At 60.1% G+C, this 18,056-nt stretch carries 15 protein-coding genes; 8 read left to right on the top strand and 7 right to left on the bottom strand.

The window, feature by feature from the left end; all coding sequences use genetic code 11:
* Positions 1-37 precede the first annotated feature (37 nt).
* Positions 38-697 carry a GDSL-type esterase/lipase family protein gene (locus I2D41_RS01635; RefSeq protein ID WP_195232059.1) on the top strand — a complete coding sequence of 220 codons (660 nt, stop codon included), beginning with the start codon at positions 38-40 and terminating at the stop codon, positions 695-697.
* A 60-nt stretch (positions 698-757) separates the two neighbouring features.
* Here the strand turns inward: I2D41_RS01635 and thiD are convergent, their stop codons facing one another.
* Positions 758-1,588 carry a bifunctional hydroxymethylpyrimidine kinase/phosphomethylpyrimidine kinase gene (thiD, locus tag I2D41_RS01630; protein WP_195363330.1) on the bottom strand — a complete coding sequence of 277 codons (831 nt, stop codon included), beginning with the start codon at positions 1,586-1,588 and terminating at the stop codon, positions 758-760.
* Between the two features lie 181 nt (positions 1,589-1,769).
* Positions 1,770-3,104, bottom strand: coding sequence for a phosphomethylpyrimidine synthase ThiC (gene thiC / locus I2D41_RS01625; RefSeq protein WP_195363329.1), 1,335 nt, complete (start codon positions 3,102-3,104; stop codon positions 1,770-1,772).
* 171 nt (positions 3,105-3,275) lie between these two features.
* Between thiC and I2D41_RS01620 the strand changes: the two genes are divergently transcribed.
* Positions 3,276-3,797 (top strand): hypothetical protein, encoded by a 522-nt coding sequence (locus I2D41_RS01620; RefSeq protein WP_195363328.1) that lies wholly within the window; start codon positions 3,276-3,278, stop codon positions 3,795-3,797.
* A gap of 23 nt (positions 3,798-3,820) precedes the next feature.
* Here the strand turns inward: I2D41_RS01620 and I2D41_RS01615 are convergent, their stop codons facing one another.
* The gene (locus I2D41_RS01615) at positions 3,821-4,630 is read right to left on the bottom strand and encodes a YaaA family protein (RefSeq protein WP_117746764.1); all 810 of its coding nucleotides are present in this window, start codon (positions 4,628-4,630) and stop codon (positions 3,821-3,823) included.
* A 124-nt stretch (positions 4,631-4,754) separates the two neighbouring features.
* Positions 4,755-6,152 carry an aminopeptidase gene (locus I2D41_RS01610; RefSeq protein ID WP_195363327.1) on the bottom strand — a complete coding sequence of 466 codons (1,398 nt, stop codon included), beginning with the start codon at positions 6,150-6,152 and terminating at the stop codon, positions 4,755-4,757.
* A gap of 166 nt (positions 6,153-6,318) precedes the next feature.
* On the opposite strand from I2D41_RS01610, the gene polA reads away from it, so the two are divergent.
* Positions 6,319-9,069 (top strand): DNA polymerase I, encoded by a 2,751-nt coding sequence (gene polA / locus I2D41_RS01605; RefSeq protein WP_195363326.1) that lies wholly within the window; start codon positions 6,319-6,321, stop codon positions 9,067-9,069.
* A gap of 275 nt (positions 9,070-9,344) precedes the next feature.
* Here polA and I2D41_RS01600 read toward each other — a convergent pair whose 3' ends face one another.
* Complete coding sequence (locus tag I2D41_RS01600) at positions 9,345-10,172, bottom strand: Cof-type HAD-IIB family hydrolase (protein ID WP_195363325.1); 828 nt, start codon at positions 10,170-10,172, stop codon at positions 9,345-9,347.
* Between the two features lie 553 nt (positions 10,173-10,725).
* Between I2D41_RS01600 and I2D41_RS01595 the strand changes: the two genes are divergently transcribed.
* From I2D41_RS01595 to ndk, 4 genes are all read left to right on the top strand, one after another.
* Complete coding sequence (locus tag I2D41_RS01595) at positions 10,726-11,952, top strand: argininosuccinate synthase (protein ID WP_195363324.1); 1,227 nt, start codon at positions 10,726-10,728, stop codon at positions 11,950-11,952.
* A gap of 233 nt (positions 11,953-12,185) precedes the next feature.
* A complete protein-coding gene (locus tag I2D41_RS01590) occupies positions 12,186-12,356 on the top strand; it encodes a hypothetical protein (RefSeq protein WP_195363323.1) in 171 nt (56 codons plus the stop codon).
* Positions 12,357-12,474: 118 nt separating this feature from the next.
* On the top strand, positions 12,475-13,905 hold the full coding sequence (argH, locus tag I2D41_RS01585) for an argininosuccinate lyase (protein WP_195363322.1): 1,431 nt from the start codon (positions 12,475-12,477) through the stop codon (positions 13,903-13,905).
* A gap of 384 nt (positions 13,906-14,289) precedes the next feature.
* Positions 14,290-14,694 carry a nucleoside-diphosphate kinase gene (ndk, locus tag I2D41_RS01580; protein WP_055251725.1) on the top strand — a complete coding sequence of 135 codons (405 nt, stop codon included), beginning with the start codon at positions 14,290-14,292 and terminating at the stop codon, positions 14,692-14,694.
* 177 nt (positions 14,695-14,871) lie between these two features.
* Here the strand turns inward: ndk and rpiB are convergent, their stop codons facing one another.
* Entirely contained in the window at positions 14,872-15,339 is a 468-nt protein-coding gene (gene rpiB / locus I2D41_RS01575) for a ribose 5-phosphate isomerase B (RefSeq protein WP_006234151.1), read from the bottom strand.
* A gap of 271 nt (positions 15,340-15,610) precedes the next feature.
* Here rpiB and I2D41_RS01570 point away from each other — a divergent pair, with 271 nt between their 5' ends.
* Positions 15,611-16,930: an L-cysteine desulfidase family protein gene (locus I2D41_RS01570; RefSeq protein ID WP_195363321.1), complete on the top strand. Its 1,320-nt coding sequence runs from the start codon at positions 15,611-15,613 to the stop codon at positions 16,928-16,930.
* A 189-nt stretch (positions 16,931-17,119) separates the two neighbouring features.
* Here the strand turns inward: I2D41_RS01570 and I2D41_RS01565 are convergent, their stop codons facing one another.
* Positions 17,120-17,878, bottom strand: a complete 759-nt coding sequence (locus I2D41_RS01565) for an HAD family hydrolase (RefSeq protein WP_271741623.1) — start codon at positions 17,876-17,878, stop codon at positions 17,120-17,122.
* Positions 17,879-18,056 lie beyond the last annotated feature (178 nt).

The raw sequence follows: 18,056 nt of genomic DNA, 5'->3' as shown, positions 1-18,056 counted from the left end.
GCTCCCGCCGGCTTTTTACTAAAAGGAAGGGCTTACGATGAAAAACGTTCTATGCTTTGGCGACAGCAACACCTATGGTTACGATCCGGCGGGCATGCGCGACGGCACCGCGGTGCGCTATGCGCGGGATGTGCGCTGGTGTGGCGTGGCCCAACGTGACTTAGGCGAGGGCTGGCATGTAATTGAAGAAGGCCTCAACGGCCGCACGACGGTACGCGACGACATGTGCCATCTGGACACCAATCTTAACGGCATTCGCGCGCTTCCGATGATGCTCGAGGCCCATAAGCCGCTGGACGCCATTGTGATCATGCTGGGCACCAACGACTGCAAGACGGTCTTTAACGTGACGGCTGCCGATATCACTCGTGGCGCCATGGCGCTGATTCGCGCCGTCCGCGCGTTTCCGTGGACCGACGCTGCGCCTTGTCCGCGCATTCTGCTGATGGCGCCTATCAAGATTAAGCCGCAGATCGCCGACGTATATATGACCGATTTTGACGAGCATTCCGTAGAAGCCTCGGAACATTTTGGTGAGTACTACGCGCATGTGGCTGAGCAGTTTGGCTGCGACTTTTTGAATGCCGCCGACTTTGCCGAGCCGGGCGATATCGACTATCTGCATATGATGCCCGAAAGCCATGAGAGCCTGGGTCACGCCGTGGCAGCCAAGCTCCAAGAGATGCTCGGAGAGTAGCGCGACCCCAAGCCACCGCAAAGGGGGCGGGCGCCTTTGCGGTGGCTTGGGCTGCGAATCTTAATACTGCCACATGTGGTTGACAGGGCCGGAGCCTTTGCCCATGTTCAGGCCGGCGGCCAGAGCGCCTGTCAGGTATGCCTTGCCGGCGTTGACGGCGTCGGCAAGATCCATGCCCTGAGCCAGCGCGCAGGCGATGGCGGACGAGAGCGTGCATCCGGTGCCGTGCGTGTTGTCGGTCTCGATGCGCTTGTGGCGGAACCACGTGGTGAGTGGATCTCCCAGATGGTTGCCCTCGTCATCGAGTGGCGCGGGTTCGGCCAGTACATCGTTGGCCTCGTTGACAAGATGCCCACCCTTAACGAGGGATGCACAACCAAAGCGGCGGGTGAGGAGCATGGCAGCATTTTGCTGCGTGCGCTCGGAGTCGACCTCGTAGTCGAGCAGGGCCATGGCCTCGGGAATATTGGGCGTGATAACCGTCGCTAGCGGGAACAGGCGGCGAGTGAGCGCCTCTGCGGCATCTTCGGCAATCAGCCGTGCGCCCGAGGTGGCTACCATGACGGGGTCGACTACCACGTTTGTCGCCTTCCAGGCGCTCAGGCGGTCGGCGATAACATCGATAATCTCGACAGAAGAAACCATGCCGATCTTGACGGCGCTCGGGCGGATATCGTCAAAAACGGCGTCAATTTGCGCGGCTACGATATCTGGCGAGATATCCTGCACGGCGGTAACGCCCAGTGTGTTTTGCGCTGTGATGGCGGTGATGGCCGTCTGGGCATACAGACGGTGCGCCGTGATGGTCTTGATGTCGGCCTGAATGCCGGCGCCACCGCTGGAATCGGATCCTGCGATGGATAGAACGGCAGGTACCTTACTGCGATCCATGTTCGCTCCCTTGTTCGGTCGGAATCAAATGGGTCTTTAAGCCAGCATTATAATGATGCCCGGGCCGACTCTATGTCGAACCCGGGCGGGCGATGCAATCTTTACGCAAATGCAAGCAAATGTTCACACGTTAACAATTGACAGGCACCAGCTCGCCGACAGAAGCGGCCGCGGCGACAGGTTAGTCCTCCATGCCGAGGTCGATCGTGGTGCCCTCGAAGATCTTGTTGACGGTGCGGACGGCGCACATCTTGCCACACATGGTGCAAGTGCCCTCGGTGGCGGCGGGGGACTCCTCGTAGCGCTTCTTGCCCGTAACCGGGTCGAGCGCGCACTCCCACATGGCGTCCCAGTCAAGCTTGCGGCGTGCCTGGCCCATCTTGTCGTCCATGTCGCGGGCGTGGGGCACCTTTTTGGCGATGTCGGCGGCGTGTGCGGCGATCTTGGTGGCCATGAGGCCATCGAGCACGTCCTGGGCGTTGGGCAGGCACAGGTGCTCGGCCGGCGTCACGTAGCACAGGAAGTCGGCACCGGAGCTGGCGGAGATGGCGCCGCCGATGGCAGCGGTGATGTGGTCGTAACCCACGCCGATATCGGTCACCAGCGGCCCGAGCACATAGAACGGGGCATTGTGGCACAGGCGCTTCTGCAGTTTCATGTTGGCGGCGATCTCGTCGAGCGCCATGTGACCCGGACCCTCGACCATGACCTGGACGCCGGCAGCCCAAGCGCGCTTGCACAGCTTGCCCAGCTCGATCATCTCAGCGGTCTCGGTGGCGTCGTTGGAGTCGTAGAGGCAGCCCGGGCGGCAGGAGTCGCCGAGCGAAATCGTCACGTCGTACTCGTGGCAGATCTCGAGCAGCTCGTCAAAGTACTCGTAGAAGGGGTTTTCGTTGCCGGTGACCTCCATCCAGCCAAACAGCAGCGAGCCGCCGCGGCTCACGATGTTCATCAAGCGGCCGGTCTCCTTAAAGGTCTTGGTGACCGACTTGTTGATGCCGCAGTGGATGGTCATAAAGTCCACACCGTCCTCGGCGTGCGCGCGCACGACCTCGAACAGGTCATCCTTGGTAAGCTTGACCAGCGGCTTTTCCATGTAGCCGATGGCGTCGTACATGGGGACGGTGCCCACCATGAGCGGCGTCTCGTCGATGAGCTGCTGGCGGAACTGGCGCGTCTTGCCCGAGTTGGAAAGGTCCATGATGGCGTCGGCGCCAAAGTCCTCGGCGATCTTGACCTTCTTCCATTCCTCGGCGGCATCGGCTTTATCGCCCGAGATGCCCAGGTTGACGTTGACCTTAGTAGACAGGCCCTCGCCGACACCAAAGGCGCGCATGCCTTTTTTGATGTGCACGATGTTGGCGGGAATGGCGATGCGGCCGTCGGCCACGCGCTCGCGGATGTACTCGGGGTCGCGATGCTCGCGCTCGGCGACTTCCTTCATCTGCGGCGTGATCTGCCCGGCGCGGGCGAAGTCGATTTGCGTGACGAGCTTGGGCTCGGTCTGTGTGCTCATTGGCACGGCTCCCTTCGTTGGCATTACCCATATCAGGTTTGCGGGTCAGGGCGGGCGCGCCCAGTCTCAGCCTGCCGTCTTGTCCCGCAAGCTCCCCGTTTATGTAATGGGCTCAAGTATAGCTCGAATGGGTACGATTGGCCTAACGAGCGTGCCTGTGGGGAGGCGAACATGGAAGACAAGCATCTATATCGAGAGACGCAATGGGATGTATCGGCCGAGGAAAGCCGTGCACACCATGGCCTTGTCGCGATTGGTTTTGCGGTGCTTGCCGTGCTGGTGATTGCCTTTTGTATCTGGACGTTTGGCGGTCACGGCGGCGCTGCATGGGAGTTCGAGGCTGATGATGGCCTACCGATTATGACGGTGAGGAGTACCGGCGGTAATGCCAATACGCTCGCCATTCCGGGCGATTATTGGTACCCGCGCGATGAGTTTGTGCAGTTGCAGCTGAGTGGTGGGTCCATTCCAGGTGAAGAAATCGAACGCGTGACGTTTGACGCGGCGCTCAAAACGCTGACGGTGAAGCTCAAAGATCAAGGAGATGTGCCCACGACCATGGATATCGCCCTGACGGAATGGCGTCTGGAGCCTCCGTCGGGCGTTACGGTATCCGACGTAGAGCGCGTTAAGGTTACCTACCAAGATGGCTCAACGAGCGAGATTGCAAAGGCCGATGGCTTGGCGGAGTAACGGGGCGTTTGGAAACGGCGGGCCTATTGTGCCTGCGCGTTCATGAATGCCAGGGTGTTTTTGTCTGAAAGCTCGGGGATGTGCCGATAGCCGATGTTGAATGCGGTAAGTTCGCTTGCATCCTCGAGCTTGTTTTCTGCCATCCACCGCACCATGGAGCCGCGCGCCTTTTTGCTGGCGGTCGAGCGCTGGATGGGCTTGCCGTTGCGGATACCCTCGCCAAAAAGGCATGTGACGGCCATGGCGTCGTCCGCGAGGTGGGGCAGAACGGTTTTGGCATACTCTACGCTGGCGAGATTGACGATCGTGGTGTTTGAGCCTGCCGGGGCGATAGCCCGCGCGAGCTTGTCGCTCCAAAACGCGTAGAGGTCTTGGGCATCGTCAACGGCGAGCTTCGCGCCCATCTCCAGTCGATACGGTTCGACGGCATGGAAGGGACGAACGCACCCGTAGAGGCCGGAGAGGATCCACAGATGGTCTTGCAGCCATGCGAGCTGCACTGAATCCATCACCTCGGGTGCCATGCTCTGGTACTGAATGCCGTGATAGGACATGATGGCGGGGGAGAGGTGACGGGCGAGTGCGGGATTGTCGAGATCGCCGTTCCCCAAGATGGGCTCGAACTCATGCAAAATGTCGAGACAAGGGGCCAGCAGCTTGTCGCTGACGTTCCACAGAGCTTGTAGGCCGCTGTCGCCTTCGGTTCGTTCGATGTCCAAGAGCGCATGGTGCAGCTGAGCGGTCTCGCGCGCAAAGGGCGGAATCCCCTGAACTTCAAAAGCATCTTGTGCCGCGCGCATTTGCTTGGCGGGTGAAACGATGACCTGGAGCATGAACTCTCCTCTGCCAAAAAAGTCGCGGCGGAATACGGTCTGCGCGAGCCGGTTGAAGGCCAGGTTAGTCCGTATTCCACCGCAAGTTATAAAGGGCTGGTTTGGTGCGCCTTACAAGGGTTGGTTAGGCGCGCTCGAGGAAGGCTTTGTACCCGCGATAGGCCTCGTAGATATCGGCCTTGTTGGCGACCTCCCACAGGGCGTGCATGGACAGGACGGCAACGCCGGAGTCGATGACGTTCATGCCATACTTGGCCATGATGTAGGCGATGGTGCCGCCACCGCCCGCGTTGACGCGACCGAGCTCACAGGTCTGGAAGTCCACGCCGGCCTCGTCCATGATGTCGCGGACGAGGGCCACGTACTCGGCATCGGCGTCGTTGGAACCGCCCTTGCCGCGGCTGCCCGTGTACTTGTTAAAGCACAGGCCACGACCCATAAAGGCGGCGTTCTTCGTCTCGAACTTGCCGGCATAGCCCGGGTCGAAACCGGCGGACACGTCGGAGGAGAGCATGCGGCTGCGGGCGAGCGCGCGGCGCAGGGCCAGCGGGCTATCCTCGCCGGCGAGCGTCATGATCTCGGCGACGGTGTTCTCGAAGAAGCGGCTCGTCATACCGGTGGCACCCACGGAGCCGATCTCCTCCTTATCGACGATGAGCGTGATGCTCGTGCGCTCCACGTTGGTGACGTTGATCTGGGCAAGCATGGAGGGGTAGGCACAGACGCGGTCGTCATGGCCATAGCCCAGAATCATGGAGCGGTCGAGGCCCATGTCGCGGGCGGGACCGGCGGGCACGACCTCGATCTCGGCGGAGAGGAAGTCCTCCTCCTCGACGTCGTACTGCTCCTTGAGGATATCCAGGAACATCTGCTTGACGGGCTCCTTGGGGGCGTCCTTGTCGTCCTCATCGAACTTGACGGGGCGGCCGCCCACGATCACGTCGAGAATCTCGGCATCGACGGCGTCCTTGGCAGGCTTGGACATCTGCTCGCTCGAGAGGTGGATCAGCAGGTCGGAGATGGTAAAGACCGGGTCGTCCGCCTTGTCGCCGATATTGATGTCGACGGTGGTACCGTCCTTTTTGCAGATGACGCCCACGAGTGCGAGCGGGGAGGCCACCCAGTGGTAGCTCTTGACGCCACCGTAGTAGTGCGTGTCGAGGTAGGCCATGTCGCCGGCCTCGAAGGCGGGGTTCTGCTTAAGGTCTAGGCGCGGCGAGTCCACGTGGGCGCCCAGGATGTTAAAGCCCTGCTCGAGCGGGGCGTTGCCCAGGTTGACGAGCATGAGGTCCTTGCCGTGATTGGCGGCGTACACCTTGTCGCCTGCCTTGAGCTCGCGGCCTTCGGCGATCACGGTCTCCAGGTCGACGTATCCCGCCTCCTCGGCCATCTTGATGCCGGTCTTGACGCACAGGCGCTCGGTCTTGTTCTCGCTCAAAAACTGCTTATAGCCGCGGCAAAGCTCCTCGAGCTCCTCGACTTGCTGTGGCGTGTACTTTTTCCATGCGCAGGGACGCTCCATGACGCAGGCTCCTTTCGGATCGATCGTGCTGGTTGATGTACCGTGAGCCATCGTATCACGCGCGGGCTCACGATGGCGGGGGAGCTTTATGTGAGGTGGCCGCGGGGCGGGGAGCGTGTAAACTGGAGTGAGCAAACCGTGCCCAGCCCAAAGCGAGGTATTTAATATGTCTGACAAGCGCCGCACTTTTGCCGTTATCGACGGCAACTCGCTCATGCACCGCGCCTTTCACGCCGTGCCGCCGACCATGAACGCGCCGGACGGTCGCCCCACCAACGCGATCTTTGGCTTTCTGAACATGTTTCTTAAGATGATCGATGCCTTTAACCCCGACGGTGTGGTCGTGGCGTTTGACAAGGGTAAGCCGCGCGTGCGCATGGAGATGCTGCCGCAGTATAAGGCGCAACGTCCGCCCATGGACCCCGATCTGCATGCGCAGTTCCCTATGATTAAGGAGCTGCTCACCGCGCTCAACGTGCCGATTCTGCAGTCCGAGGGCTGGGAAGGCGACGATATCCTGGGTACTATGGCGCGCCTGGGCGAGCAGGCCGGCTGTGACATGCTGCTGGTGACCGGTGATCGCGACATGTATCAGCTTGTTACCGAGCACGTCAACGTGGTCTCGACCCGTAAGGGCCTGTCCGACGTTGCGATTATGACGCCCGAGAGCGTGGATGACCTGTATCACGGCATTACGCCGGCGCTCGTGCCCGACTTTTATGGTCTGAAGGGCGACACGTCCGACAACATCCCCGGCGTGCCGGGCATCGGTCCCAAAAAGGCGAGTGCGCTCATCGCACAGTACGGCAGCTTGGACGAGGTCATCGCGCATGCCGACGAGGTCAAGGGCAAGATGGGTGAAAACCTGCGTGCACACATCGACGACGCACTGCTGAGCCGTAAGGTGGCGACCATCCGCACCGATGCGCCCGTTGAGCTCGATTTTGAGGCGACGTCCTTCCCGGCGTTTTCTGCCGATGAGGTTTCCGCGGCGCTGGGTACGCTTGGTATCACCGCCATGCAGAACCGTTTCTTGGCGCTGATTGGCGGCGAGGGCGGGGCTGCTGCTGCCTCCAGTGTGTTTGAGATACCTGCGATGGTTCGTGCAGCCGCCGGCGAAGCTGACGCGCTTGGTGCCGTTGCGGCTGAGGTCTCCCGCGCGATTGATGCCGACGAGTGGGTTGCCGCCGTGGTGGACGACGACAAGGAAGAGGGCGCGCTCTTTGGACTGACGCGCACGCTGTGGCTGGCGACGTCCAAGGGCCTGTTCGCGCTCGAGGAGGGCGACAGCTGTGCGGCGGCTGAGGTTGAGGGCTTCAACTTCGTCCACGGCGTGATTGCCGGCGTGCTCGCGCGTCTGTTTATGGAGGGTCGCGTGGCGAGCCCGGATATGAAGGCGCTGTTGCACGAGCTTTCGCCCATCGATTCTTCTGAGCCCGAGCTTATGGACCCGCTGGCAGTCGATTCCACGCGCATCTTCGATACCGTGGTTGCCGCCTACCTGCTGGATTCCGACCGCTCCGAGTTCGATGAGGCGTATCTGGCCGATACCTATCTGCAGATGGCGCTGCCTGCGGCGCGCGGTGCAGAGGGTGCCGGCGAGGACGCCCCCGCGCCCGCCGCTCGCACGGCGGCCTTAACGCTGGCGCTGGTCGCACCGCTGCGCGACCGCATGGCCCGTGAGAACGCCACCAACGTGTTCGACGGCATCGAGATGCCGCTTGTGCCGGTGCTTGCCAAGATGGAGCGCGCGGGCATGCTCGTAGACCCCGACCGTCTGCATAGTCTGTCCGAGGGCCTGGCGACTCAGATTGCCGAGGTCGAGCGCAGCATTCGTGACCTGGCGGGTGACGAGACCTTTAATATTGGCAGTCCCATGCAGCTGTCGCATGTGCTCTTTGATGTGATGGGGCTTCCGACCAAGGGCCTCAAGAAGACTAAGCGCGGCTATTATTCGACCAACGCCAAGGTGCTGAGTGACCTTGCCCGCGACCACGAGATCGTGCGCCTGATTTTGGACTGGCGTGAGAAGTCCAAAATCAAGTCCACCTATCTGGACACGCTGGGCCCGCTACGCCGTGGTGACGGTCGTGTGCACACTACGTACAACCAGACCATCACAGCAACGGGGCGTCTGTCCTCGAGCGACCCGAACCTGCAGAACATCCCGACGCGCTCGGAGCTGGGTCGTACCGTCAAGACGGCGTTTTCGGCAGGCGAGGGAAGCGTCTTTTTGGCGGTGGACTACTCGCAGATCGAGCTGCGTCTGCTGGCGCATCTCTCGGGTGACGAGCACTTGGTGCGCGCCTTTAACGAGGGCGAGGACTTCCATGCCGAGACGGCGGCGCGCGTGTTTGGTGTGCCGGTGTCCGAGGTAACGCCCGACTTGCGCAGTCGCGCCAAGGCCGTGAACTTTGGCATCGTGTATGGCCAGCAGGCCTACGGCCTGTCGCAGTCGCTGCATATCTCGATGGCCGAGGCACGCGACATGATCGACCGCTACTACGAGGCCTACCCGGGCGTGCGCACGTTCCTCGACAACGTGGTGGCACGCGCCAAGCAGACGGGCTACGCCGAGACCATGTACGGCCGCCGTCGTCATATTCCGGAGCTCAAGGCCAAAAACCCGCAACTCCGCGGCTTTGGCGAGCGCACGGCCATGAACCATCCCATGCAGGGAACCGCCGCCGACATCATCAAGATCGCGATGGCCCGCGTAAGCCGCCGCCTGGAAGAGGAAGGCTTTGCCGCCCACATGATCCTGCAAGTGCACGACGAACTGGACTTTGAGTGCCCCATCGACGAAGTCGAGCGCCTAACCACCATGGTCCGCGACGTCATGGAGCACGTAGTAGACCTCCGCGTCCCCCTAATCGCCGAAGCCAGCACCGGCATAACCTGGGCCGACGCCAAATAGGGAAGTGCCCACAACCCTAAAGTAACCAAACCAGAAGGGGGCTCCTTGCCAACAAGGAGCCCCCTTCGTTCAATTAAATTCAGCCTAAGTATCTAGACACTCAAGACGCCATCTAGGCGGCAAACAAGTAAACCTAGGGCCTGGCCGGGCGGCACAGGTTAACTTTTCGTAGATTCCGCACGCAAAGAAAGCCACTTAATGTGGCTTTCGTCTTGCGCAGGACCTGACCGAGCGAAAAGTTATCCTGTGCCGCCCGGCCAGGCCCGATGGGACGGCTACCGGGCCGCCAAGATAGCGTCGATGAGCGTCAGTACGCCCCCGTCGTTGTTGCTCGGAATGCGCCACTTGGCGTGCGCGTTCATGTGCTCCTCGGCATTGTCCACGATAAAGCTATGCCCGACGCGCTCCAGCATGGGGATGTCGTTGTAGGTATCGCCCACGGCGGCAGCATCGGCAATATCGATGCCCAGGTGCTCGCACAGGTGAGCGATGCCGGCGCCCTTGTCGACGCCCAGGTTCATAAAGTCGATCCACTCGCGCCCAGCGTTGGTGACGTAGAGCTTGTCCGAGAACTCGGGGCTATAGGTCTCGCGGAAAGCGGGCTCGGCGTCGTAGCCTGGGAAGAAGACCGAAATCTTGTTGGACTCGAAATCGATGCCCTCAAAGCTGTCGACGTAGTTGATTGTGTTGTAGTAGACGCTGATCTCGTCGTGGTATTGATGGTCGCGGGCAAGCACGTAGAACTCGTCGAAGCAGCACAGGACGGGGACAGCGCGAGGATCCTCCGAGGCACGGTTCAAGACCTGCTGATACAGCTCCACGTCAATATTGCTCTTATAGATATAGCTGCCGCGATAGATCACGCAAGCTCCGTTGTCGGGACAAAAGGCGAGGCGGTTCTTGATGCCCTCGAACATCTCCTCGAGCTTGGGGGCGGGACGTCCGCTGGCGGGGCAGAATACGATGCCGGCGTCGGCGAGCTTGTCCAGGCGCTCATCAAGACCCTGGGGCAGCACGCGCTCGTCGGTCAGCAGCGTCTTGTCCATATCGACGGCGAGAATCTTAATGTTTCCGATATTGGCGTCCGATTCGTAAGTTTGCATAAAAATGCGCCTTTCGTTTCGAGATTGTTTCAGACGTTATAACCATCAACTAGTAGTCGAGCGTATTTTCGCAGGAATGGTGCGTATTTGCACCACGCTTCACAAAGTAATGAAAAAACTTTTCAGAAATTTGAATTTGTCGCTTGTGCTGCGGGCACTTTAGCGTAATATAGCGACCATCGAAAACGGAGACGGAAAACAACCGCTTACCGAGTAAAAGGTACCGTTTACGATATTTGAATTGCGCCCGGCGATACGTGAAAGGAGAGGCAGATGCAGTTCGTAAAGATCATCACCACTGCAGACAATGCCATCCGACGCCAGCGCGCAATTTCCCGACGACGATAACAATCGTCTCTGTCCGCATGGGGCGAATTGCCTCAACAGAGTCATTTTGAGGTCGTTGAGTCTTAGCACGACATAGCCGCATGTTTCTAGGGCATGCCTGTGATGCATTCTGCTGAATAACCTGATATTGCACGGTTTTTGACCTCAAGGTGACTTGCAACTGACCGATGTTCTAACTAGCTACCAAGGGCGAAAGGAAACAGCCATGAGCAAGGAAAAAGTCGTTCTCGCATATTCCGGTGGTCTTGATACATCCGTATGTGTCAAGTGGCTCCAGGACGAGAAGAATCTCGATGTCGTTTGTGTCTGCGGCAACGTGGGCCAGGAAGAGACCGGACTGGATGCCAAGAAGCAGAAGGCGCTCGACCTGGGCGTTCTCGATTGCCAGGTGCTCGACCTGCGCGACGAGTTCTCCGATGAGTTCCTGACCAAAGCCATCGCAGCAAACTCCATGTACGAGAACAAGTACCCGCTGCTCTCCGCCCTGTCTCGCCCGCTGCTTGCCAAGAAGCTTGTTGAGGTCGCCCACGAGTTTGGCGCGACCTACGTCGCCCACGGCTGCACCGGCAAGGGTAACGACCAGGTCCGTTTTGAGGCCGCCGTCAAGGCCCTCGACCCCGAGCTCAAGGTTATCGCCCCGGTTCGCGAGTGGGACCTGAAGTGCCGTCCCGACGAGGTCGCCTATGCCCACGCCCACAACGTGCCGGTTCCCGAGGGTGCCAACGACAACCCCTACTCCGTCGACGACAACCTGTGGGGTCGCGCCATCGAGTGCGGTCACCTGGAGGACCCTTGGAATGAGCCGCTCGATGACGCTTGGGTTATGACCAAGAACCCCGAGGACACGCCTGACACCCCGACCTATACCGAGATCGAGTTTGAGGCCGGCAAGCCTGTCGCCGTCGACGGCAAGAAGATGAAGCTCTCCGAGATCGTCATCGCCCTCAACAAGATTTCGGGCGACAACGGCTTTGGCCGTCTTGACCTGGTCGAGGATCGTCTGGTGGGCCTCAAGAGCCGCGAGTGCTATGAGGTTCCCGGCGCCCTGACGCTCATCACCGCCCACAAGGCGCTCGAGGACATCTGCGTCGAGGGCGACCTGCTCAAGACCAAGATCAAGCTCGAGCAGGATTGGGCCACCGCCGTGTACAACGGCCAGTGGTACAGCCCGCTCAAGAACGCGCTCGACGCCTTTATGGCCGACACCCAGAAGTTCGTGACCGGCACCGTCCGCTTGAAGTTCTTTAAGGGCAACTGCCATGTCGTCGGCCGCAAGAGCCCCTTCAGCCTCTACGACTACGGCCTGGCTACCTACGACCGCGACACCACGTTTGACGAGAAGGCCAGCGCCGGCTTTATCGAGATCGATACGCTGTCGCTCAAGACGTGGGCCAAGGTCCAGGGTCCCAGCTCTGCCGCTGCCCAGGCTTAAGTCTTCCTTTCCTTGGTATCCGCGCGGCCCATCCGCGTGATACATAACGGGCGCATGGGGTCCCTACCTTTCGTTATGCTTGCTGACACTTCTTAACATCGGTGGCCCCTACGTTCCGCCCGCATATATGATGCCGCGACTGCGGCTGAGTCCGAGCCCCGCCGGGGTTGTCCGGCGGGGCTCCTTCTATCAATTTGGCGGCTCTGCGCCTATATATATGAGGAGTATCCATTATGTTCAATGCTGTCGTGCATGCTTTGCTTGCCCTCGCGCCCGAGTTCGATGCTGCAAAGGTCGAGGAGGTCCCTATGAGCCTGAAGGCCTGGGTCGATGGTTCGCAGGGCAGTATTCGGAGGGAGACGTTGGGCGCCAAGTGCATGGTGCGTCACTTCTTTGCAAATTAGCTATATGCCCTCGCGCACGGCAGGGAGTGTGTAAAACTAGCGGTTGATAAATCGCTTTAGCGACAGGGCGCATTGCTTTGGGCGCTTGTTTTGGTATTTGGAGAAAGGAGACGGTTCCATGGCTCTTTGGGGCGGTCGTTTTGAGGCGGGCGTGGCCGAGGTCACGCAGGAGTTTGGCGCGTCGCTGCCGGTCGACAAGCATCTCTATAAGCAGGATATCGCTGGCTCTAAGGCGCATGCCAAGATGCTGGCCGCCCAAGGCATTATCAGTGCCGAGGACGAGCAGGCGATTGCCGAGGGCCTGACCGGGATCGAACAGGATATCGATGCCGGTAACTTTACCTTCGATATCAACGACGAGGACATCCATATGTCCATCGAGAGCGAGCTGACGCGTCGCATCGGCGAGGCCGGTAAGCGCTTGCATACCGGACGTTCGCGCAACGACCAGGTGGCGACCGACACGCGCCTGGGCGTCAAGGCACTGGCCAAGGAGCTCATGGAGGCCAATCTTGAGCTGCGCCATGTGCTGGTGGATGCGGCCAAGAAGTACGACAAGGTGATTCTGCCGGGCTACACGCATATGCAGCACGCTCAGCCCGTGCTGCTGTCGCATCATCTGCTGGCATATTCCTGGATGTTCGCGCGTGACTTTACGCGCCTGAAGGCCGCCTTTGATGCCGCCGACAACTGCCCGCTGGGCGCTGCCGCGCTTGCTGGTACGAGCTATCCGCTCGATCGCCAGATGACGGCTGCCGAACTTGGCTTTGCGGGCGTGATTCCTAACTCACTCGATGCTGTTTCCGACCGTGATTTCCTGCTCGATCTGCATTACGCCGGCTCCGTCACGGCGATGCACCTGTCGCGTCTTTCCGAGGAGATCGTGCTGTGGTCGAGCTCCGAATTTGGCTTTATCACGCTTTCAGACTCTTACTCCACCGGCTCGTCTATCATGCCGCAGAAGAAGAACCCCGACTTTGCCGAGCTTATCCGCGGCAAGAGCGGTCGCGTGTACGGCAACCTGGTGCAGTTGCTCGTGACCATGAAGGGCTTGCCGCTCGCCTATAACAAGGACTTGCAGGAGGACAAGGAGGGCGCGCTCGATACCGCCCATACGCTCATGCAGTGCCTGTCCGTTATGGCCGGAATGATTTCGACTTGGACCGTCAACGAGAATGCCATGGCGCGCGAGTGCGGCGTGGGGCACCTTGCCGCTACCGATGTTGCCGATTACCTGGCCAAGCGTGGTCTGCCGTTCCGCGAGGCACATGCCGTGGTGGGCCATCTGGTCCTGATGTGCGAGAAGCGCGGCTGCAATCTTGAGGACCTGCCGTTTGAGGTGTTCCAGGAGGCAAGCCCGCTTTTTGAGCGCGACATTACCGAGGCGCTCGATATCCCGTCGATTGTCGCCGCACGCACGACCGAGGGCGGCACCGCTCCTGCCGCCGTTGCCGTGCAGTTGCAGCGTGCCGAGGCACAGCTCGTGGCCGACGAGGGTGTGTTTGGGTCGCTGACCAAGGTCGTTGAAATGGGTCACGGGGCAAAGTAAGGTTTTGGCTGAAGCGGCTTTGGCCATTTATTGATAAATCGTTTTCGCTTTACGGGCGCCTGCTGATGTGGGCGTCCGTATTTTGTTGCCCTGGGGGAGGAGCTTGTCGAGAACTTCTGTAGGACCTTTGGGCAGGTTGTGAAGGGGGTACGTTCGCGGGTGGCAACCGACCGTCCGCTCGGTTCGGTGCGGTTGATGGGCGGTCGGATGGTACTCTAATCGGGCTTCGAAACAGAAGTGACACATATGGAGCGCTTTAATAAATTGCAGCGTTTCAATAAACAGCTTTTTGTTTAACTGCAGCTAAAACTCTGTTACGATGCAGTCCAGGCGGGTGCCGGAATGGGACTTGGGCACGCGCGAACCTACTTGAAAGGCTACCTTATGGCTATCGAGAAGACCTTCATCATGATTAAGCCCGACGCCGTGCGCGACCGTAAGATCGGCGAGATCGTTGCTCGCATTGAGCGCAGCGGCCTTGTCATCGAGCGCATGGAGATGACCACGCTCGAGCGCGCTACCGTCGAGGAGCACTACGCCCATCTGGCCGACAAGCCCTTCTTTGGCGGTCTCTGCGACTTTATGACGAGCGGTCCGGTCGTCAAGATGGTCGTTTCCGGTCTCTCCGCTGTCTCCAAGATGCGCACCCTCATGGGCGCCACCAACCCGCTTGACGCTGCCCCCGGCACCATTCGCGGCGACTTCGCTGTCGATGTTAACGCCAACGTGATCCACGGCTCCGACTGCCTGGAGAACGCCGAGATCGAGATCAAGCGCTTCTTTGGCTAAACCAGCTTTGACTCCTTAAAGCTGTTAGCGTGTGGCTTGGGCGCCGCGGAATTCCATCCGCGGCGCTCTTTTTATTTCAGTAGACTTTTGTTAAATGCCCACAAATCTACTAAAGAGCCCCCGTCCGGACGTTTCTTTCGGGCGGGGGCTGGCGTTAGTGTATGGCTTTGTAAGTCTTTAGGCTTCGTCGACGACCTTGAGGCCACGCGTGTGGTCGATCTCGTTGAGGAGATTGACGCGACGCTCGTGGCGACCACCCTCGAACTCGGCGTCGAGCCACTCGTCGACAATCATCTTGGCGAGTTCAGATCCCACGACGCGGGCGCCAAAGGCAAGCACGTTGGTGTTGTTGTGCATGCGGGAGAGCTTGGCGCTGAAGGGCTCGGAGCACACGACGGCGCGTACGCCCTCGACCTTGTTGGCGGCCAGGCTGATACCGACGCCGGTACCGCAGATCAGGATACCCAGATCGACGTCACCGTTGGCAACGGCCTTACCCACCTTGTAGCCGGCGATGGGGTAGTCAAAGCTCTCGGAGGTGTCGGTGCCAAAGTTCACGACCTCGCAGCCGCGCTCCTTCAGGTGCTCGGAAATGATGTTCTTGAGCTCGACGGCGGCGTGGTCGTTACCGATACCGATCTTCATGGATGGTTCCTCTCTGGTCTGTGCGGCGCAAATGCTAAAGGTGTTTACCGCGTTCGACTGCATAATAGCGCGACTTTTGCGTAAACGCTCGAGCGTTTTTTGGTCAAACGCTTTAGCAGGCAACGAGACTTGCTTCTCGTGAATGAATGTCGTCAGTTTGCGCTTGAGCGCCGTCTGCCGGAACCATGGTTGCGGTTTTTGATGCATTGTTATCAAATAAAGGAGGTAACTTTTTTGAGAGCCCAGCCCGTTATGCAAGCAGGAGATACCTATGCCTACCGATTCCATCCGTGATGCCGCGTTTTGCGATGTTTTGAACCGCGAACTTGTCTGTGCACTCGGCTGCACCGAGCCCATTGCCGTTGCCTATGCAGCGGCGCTGGCGAGCCAGACGCTCGGTTGCGAGCCCGATCATATGGATGTTGCCTGCTCGGGCAACATCATCAAGAACGTCAAGAGCGTGACCGTGCCCAACTCGGGCGGAATGCATGGTATTGAAGCCGCGGCCGTGCTGGGTGCCGTGGGCGGCGACGCCAAGAGCGCGCTCGAGGTGCTCGAGAGCGTCGATGACGCGGACCGCGCCCGCGTGGCCGAGCTGCTTGCCGATGCGGACTACTGCGATGTGTCGCTTGTCGAGGGTGTGCCCAACCTCTACATCAAGGTGACTGCGACGGCCGGGGGCCATACCGCGGTCGTCGAGATTACCGATCACCACACTAATGTCACGTGCCATACGCTCGACGGTATTCCGGTATGCGGTAAGTCGGCGGGGGAGTGCGCCGCCTGCGCCGAGCGCGTGGTGGCTGATCGTGCGGCAGATAACGCCGACACGCCCATGTCGATCGAGACCATCATCGACTTTATCGAGGACGGTGACATTGAGGACGCCCGCGCTGCCGTTGAGCGTCAGATTGAGCTGAATGGCGCGATCAGTGCTGAGGGCCTCGCGCATGCTTGGGGCGCCGAGGTGGGCCGTACGCTGCTGGGTGCTCGTGCCGATGACGTCGCTTGCCGCGCCCGTGCCCGTGCGGCCGCCGGGTCCGACGCCCGCATGAACGGTTGCGCGCTGCCGGTCGCCATTGTGTGCGGCTCGGGCAATCAGGGCATTACCTGCGCATTGCCCGTCATGGAGTATGCCGAGTACCTGCGTTGCGACCACGAGCGCCTGGTGCGCGCCGTGATGCTGTCCGATCTTATCGCCGTGCATATCAAGAGCTATATTGGTGCGCTCTCGGCGTTTTGCGGTGCTATTTGCGCTGCGTGCGGCGCCGGCGCTGCGATTACCTGGCTGTGCGGTGGCACGCGCGAACAGATTGGCGCGACGGTCTCGAATACGCTTGGCAACGTGGGCGGCATCGTGTGCGACGGCGCCAAGGCGAGCTGTGCCGCCAAGATCTCGGCTGCCGTCGATGCGGCGATTCTGGGCCACGATATGGCCATGCAAGGCCGCGGCTTCCGCGCCGGCGAGGGCCTGATCCAAGATACCGTTGAGCAGACGATCGCCAGTATGGGCTACGTAGGCCGCGTGGGCATGAAGGACACCGACGTCGAGATCCTCAACATCATGATCGGCAAAACCCAGGTGTGCTAGTTACGCGGTTTTACCAAACCGCGTAACCAGTTGACGCTGCAAACGCCCCTAAGCGGCAATCTGCCTTTCAATCGTCGGGCATGGCCAGAAGGCCTATGCCCTCCTCTTTCAAGGCACATTGCTCGCTTAGGGGCATTTTCGCTGACTTGTGCTCAACCTGCGGCGATATTTGGTTTGGAGCAAGGGGTCCTACGACAGTTCGTCGGCTACTTGGTGTTCGTAGAAGGCTTCTACTACGGCGTTAAAGTCGCGGGCGAAGTCTTCCATGGTTCCGCGCCAGGTGGCTCGGCTGGGCTTGCCCTGGCCCACAAAGGCGGTTTGGATGCCACAATCGGGGGACGGGAAGTCGCGCTTGGGATCGTTGCCCACCATAAGGACCTCGTGCGGCTTGAGCCCCATCACCTGAAGCTGTTCAAGATAATAGGTGGCATCGGGCTTGCAGCGGGTGGTGTTTCCCATGTGCGTGACGAGCTCAAAGGGGGCGTCGGCCAGGTCGCCCCAGCCCATGCGGCACTCGATGGCCCCCTGCGGAAAGCTGGGGTTGGTAAAGAGCGCGCAGCGCAGCCCTGCGTCCTGTACGGCCTGGAGCGCGGCGTGCGCGCCCGGCATGGCGCGAGCGTTAATGACATCGTCGTTCTTGTATGGAAGAACTTCACGGTCGTAGAAGGTAAACGCCTCGTAGATGAGGGGATCGGAGAGGCAGATGCCGCATCGGCGCTCGACCTCGGCGCGGTAAAACTCAAGATTGGTGCGATTGTCCGTGCTGCTTCGGCGATTGGCGTTGAGGTCGACCAAGATGGTGCCGAGGCGCGCCATCGTGCCACCGCGGCTGCGGCGACCGATATCCGCGAGCATCGACGAGACATCCTTAAAATAGCGAAGGATGAACGCGTTGAGGTTGATGCTAAGAAGCGTCTCGTTCATATCGAAAACGACTGCTTTGAGCACGCGGGCACCTTTCTCGAAAAGTCGTTCCAGAATCGTTGGCTCCGGATACTTTACCCCAAAGCTGTATGCCTGACTGTCTATCGTCAACTTATGGAGACGGTCGTCCACAAGATTGCGAAAAAGGGTTGATTTTCAATCTCAACGCAACAGCTTGAACGGACCCCGCGTTTCCGCAGCT

The sequence above is a fragment of the Collinsella aerofaciens genome (assembly GCF_015552075.1).
GTDB classification, from domain to species: Bacteria; Actinomycetota; Coriobacteriia; order Coriobacteriales; family Coriobacteriaceae; genus Collinsella; species Collinsella aerofaciens_Y.
The sequence above is the reverse complement of the archived record's forward strand: the minus strand, read 5'-3'. Positions and strand labels throughout refer to the sequence as shown.

What these genes read in the sequence shown, in the direction of transcription:
- I2D41_RS01635 (WP_195232059.1), top strand. Translation starts at nt 38, where the DNA reads ATGAAAAACGTTCTATGCTTTGGCGACAGCAACACCTATGGTTACGAT.
- thiD (WP_195363330.1), bottom strand. Translation starts at nt 1,588, where the DNA reads ATGGATCGCAGTAAGGTACCTGCCGTTCTATCCATCGCAGGATCCGAT.
- thiC (WP_195363329.1), bottom strand. Translation starts at nt 3,104, where the DNA reads ATGAGCACACAGACCGAGCCCAAGCTCGTCACGCAAATCGACTTCGCC.
- I2D41_RS01620 (WP_195363328.1), top strand. Translation starts at nt 3,276, where the DNA reads ATGGAAGACAAGCATCTATATCGAGAGACGCAATGGGATGTATCGGCC.
- I2D41_RS01615 (WP_117746764.1), bottom strand. Translation starts at nt 4,630, where the DNA reads ATGCTCCAGGTCATCGTTTCACCCGCCAAGCAAATGCGCGCGGCACAA.
- I2D41_RS01610 (WP_195363327.1), bottom strand. Translation starts at nt 6,152, where the DNA reads ATGGAGCGTCCCTGCGCATGGAAAAAGTACACGCCACAGCAAGTCGAG.
- polA (WP_195363326.1), top strand. Translation starts at nt 6,319, where the DNA reads ATGTCTGACAAGCGCCGCACTTTTGCCGTTATCGACGGCAACTCGCTC.
- I2D41_RS01600 (WP_195363325.1), bottom strand. Translation starts at nt 10,172, where the DNA reads ATGCAAACTTACGAATCGGACGCCAATATCGGAAACATTAAGATTCTC.
- I2D41_RS01595 (WP_195363324.1), top strand. Translation starts at nt 10,726, where the DNA reads ATGAGCAAGGAAAAAGTCGTTCTCGCATATTCCGGTGGTCTTGATACA.
- I2D41_RS01590 (WP_195363323.1), top strand. Translation starts at nt 12,186, where the DNA reads ATGTTCAATGCTGTCGTGCATGCTTTGCTTGCCCTCGCGCCCGAGTTC.
- argH (WP_195363322.1), top strand. Translation starts at nt 12,475, where the DNA reads ATGGCTCTTTGGGGCGGTCGTTTTGAGGCGGGCGTGGCCGAGGTCACG.
- ndk (WP_055251725.1), top strand. Translation starts at nt 14,290, where the DNA reads ATGGCTATCGAGAAGACCTTCATCATGATTAAGCCCGACGCCGTGCGC.
- rpiB (WP_006234151.1), bottom strand. Translation starts at nt 15,339, where the DNA reads ATGAAGATCGGTATCGGTAACGACCACGCCGCCGTCGAGCTCAAGAAC.
- I2D41_RS01570 (WP_195363321.1), top strand. Translation starts at nt 15,611, where the DNA reads ATGCCTACCGATTCCATCCGTGATGCCGCGTTTTGCGATGTTTTGAAC.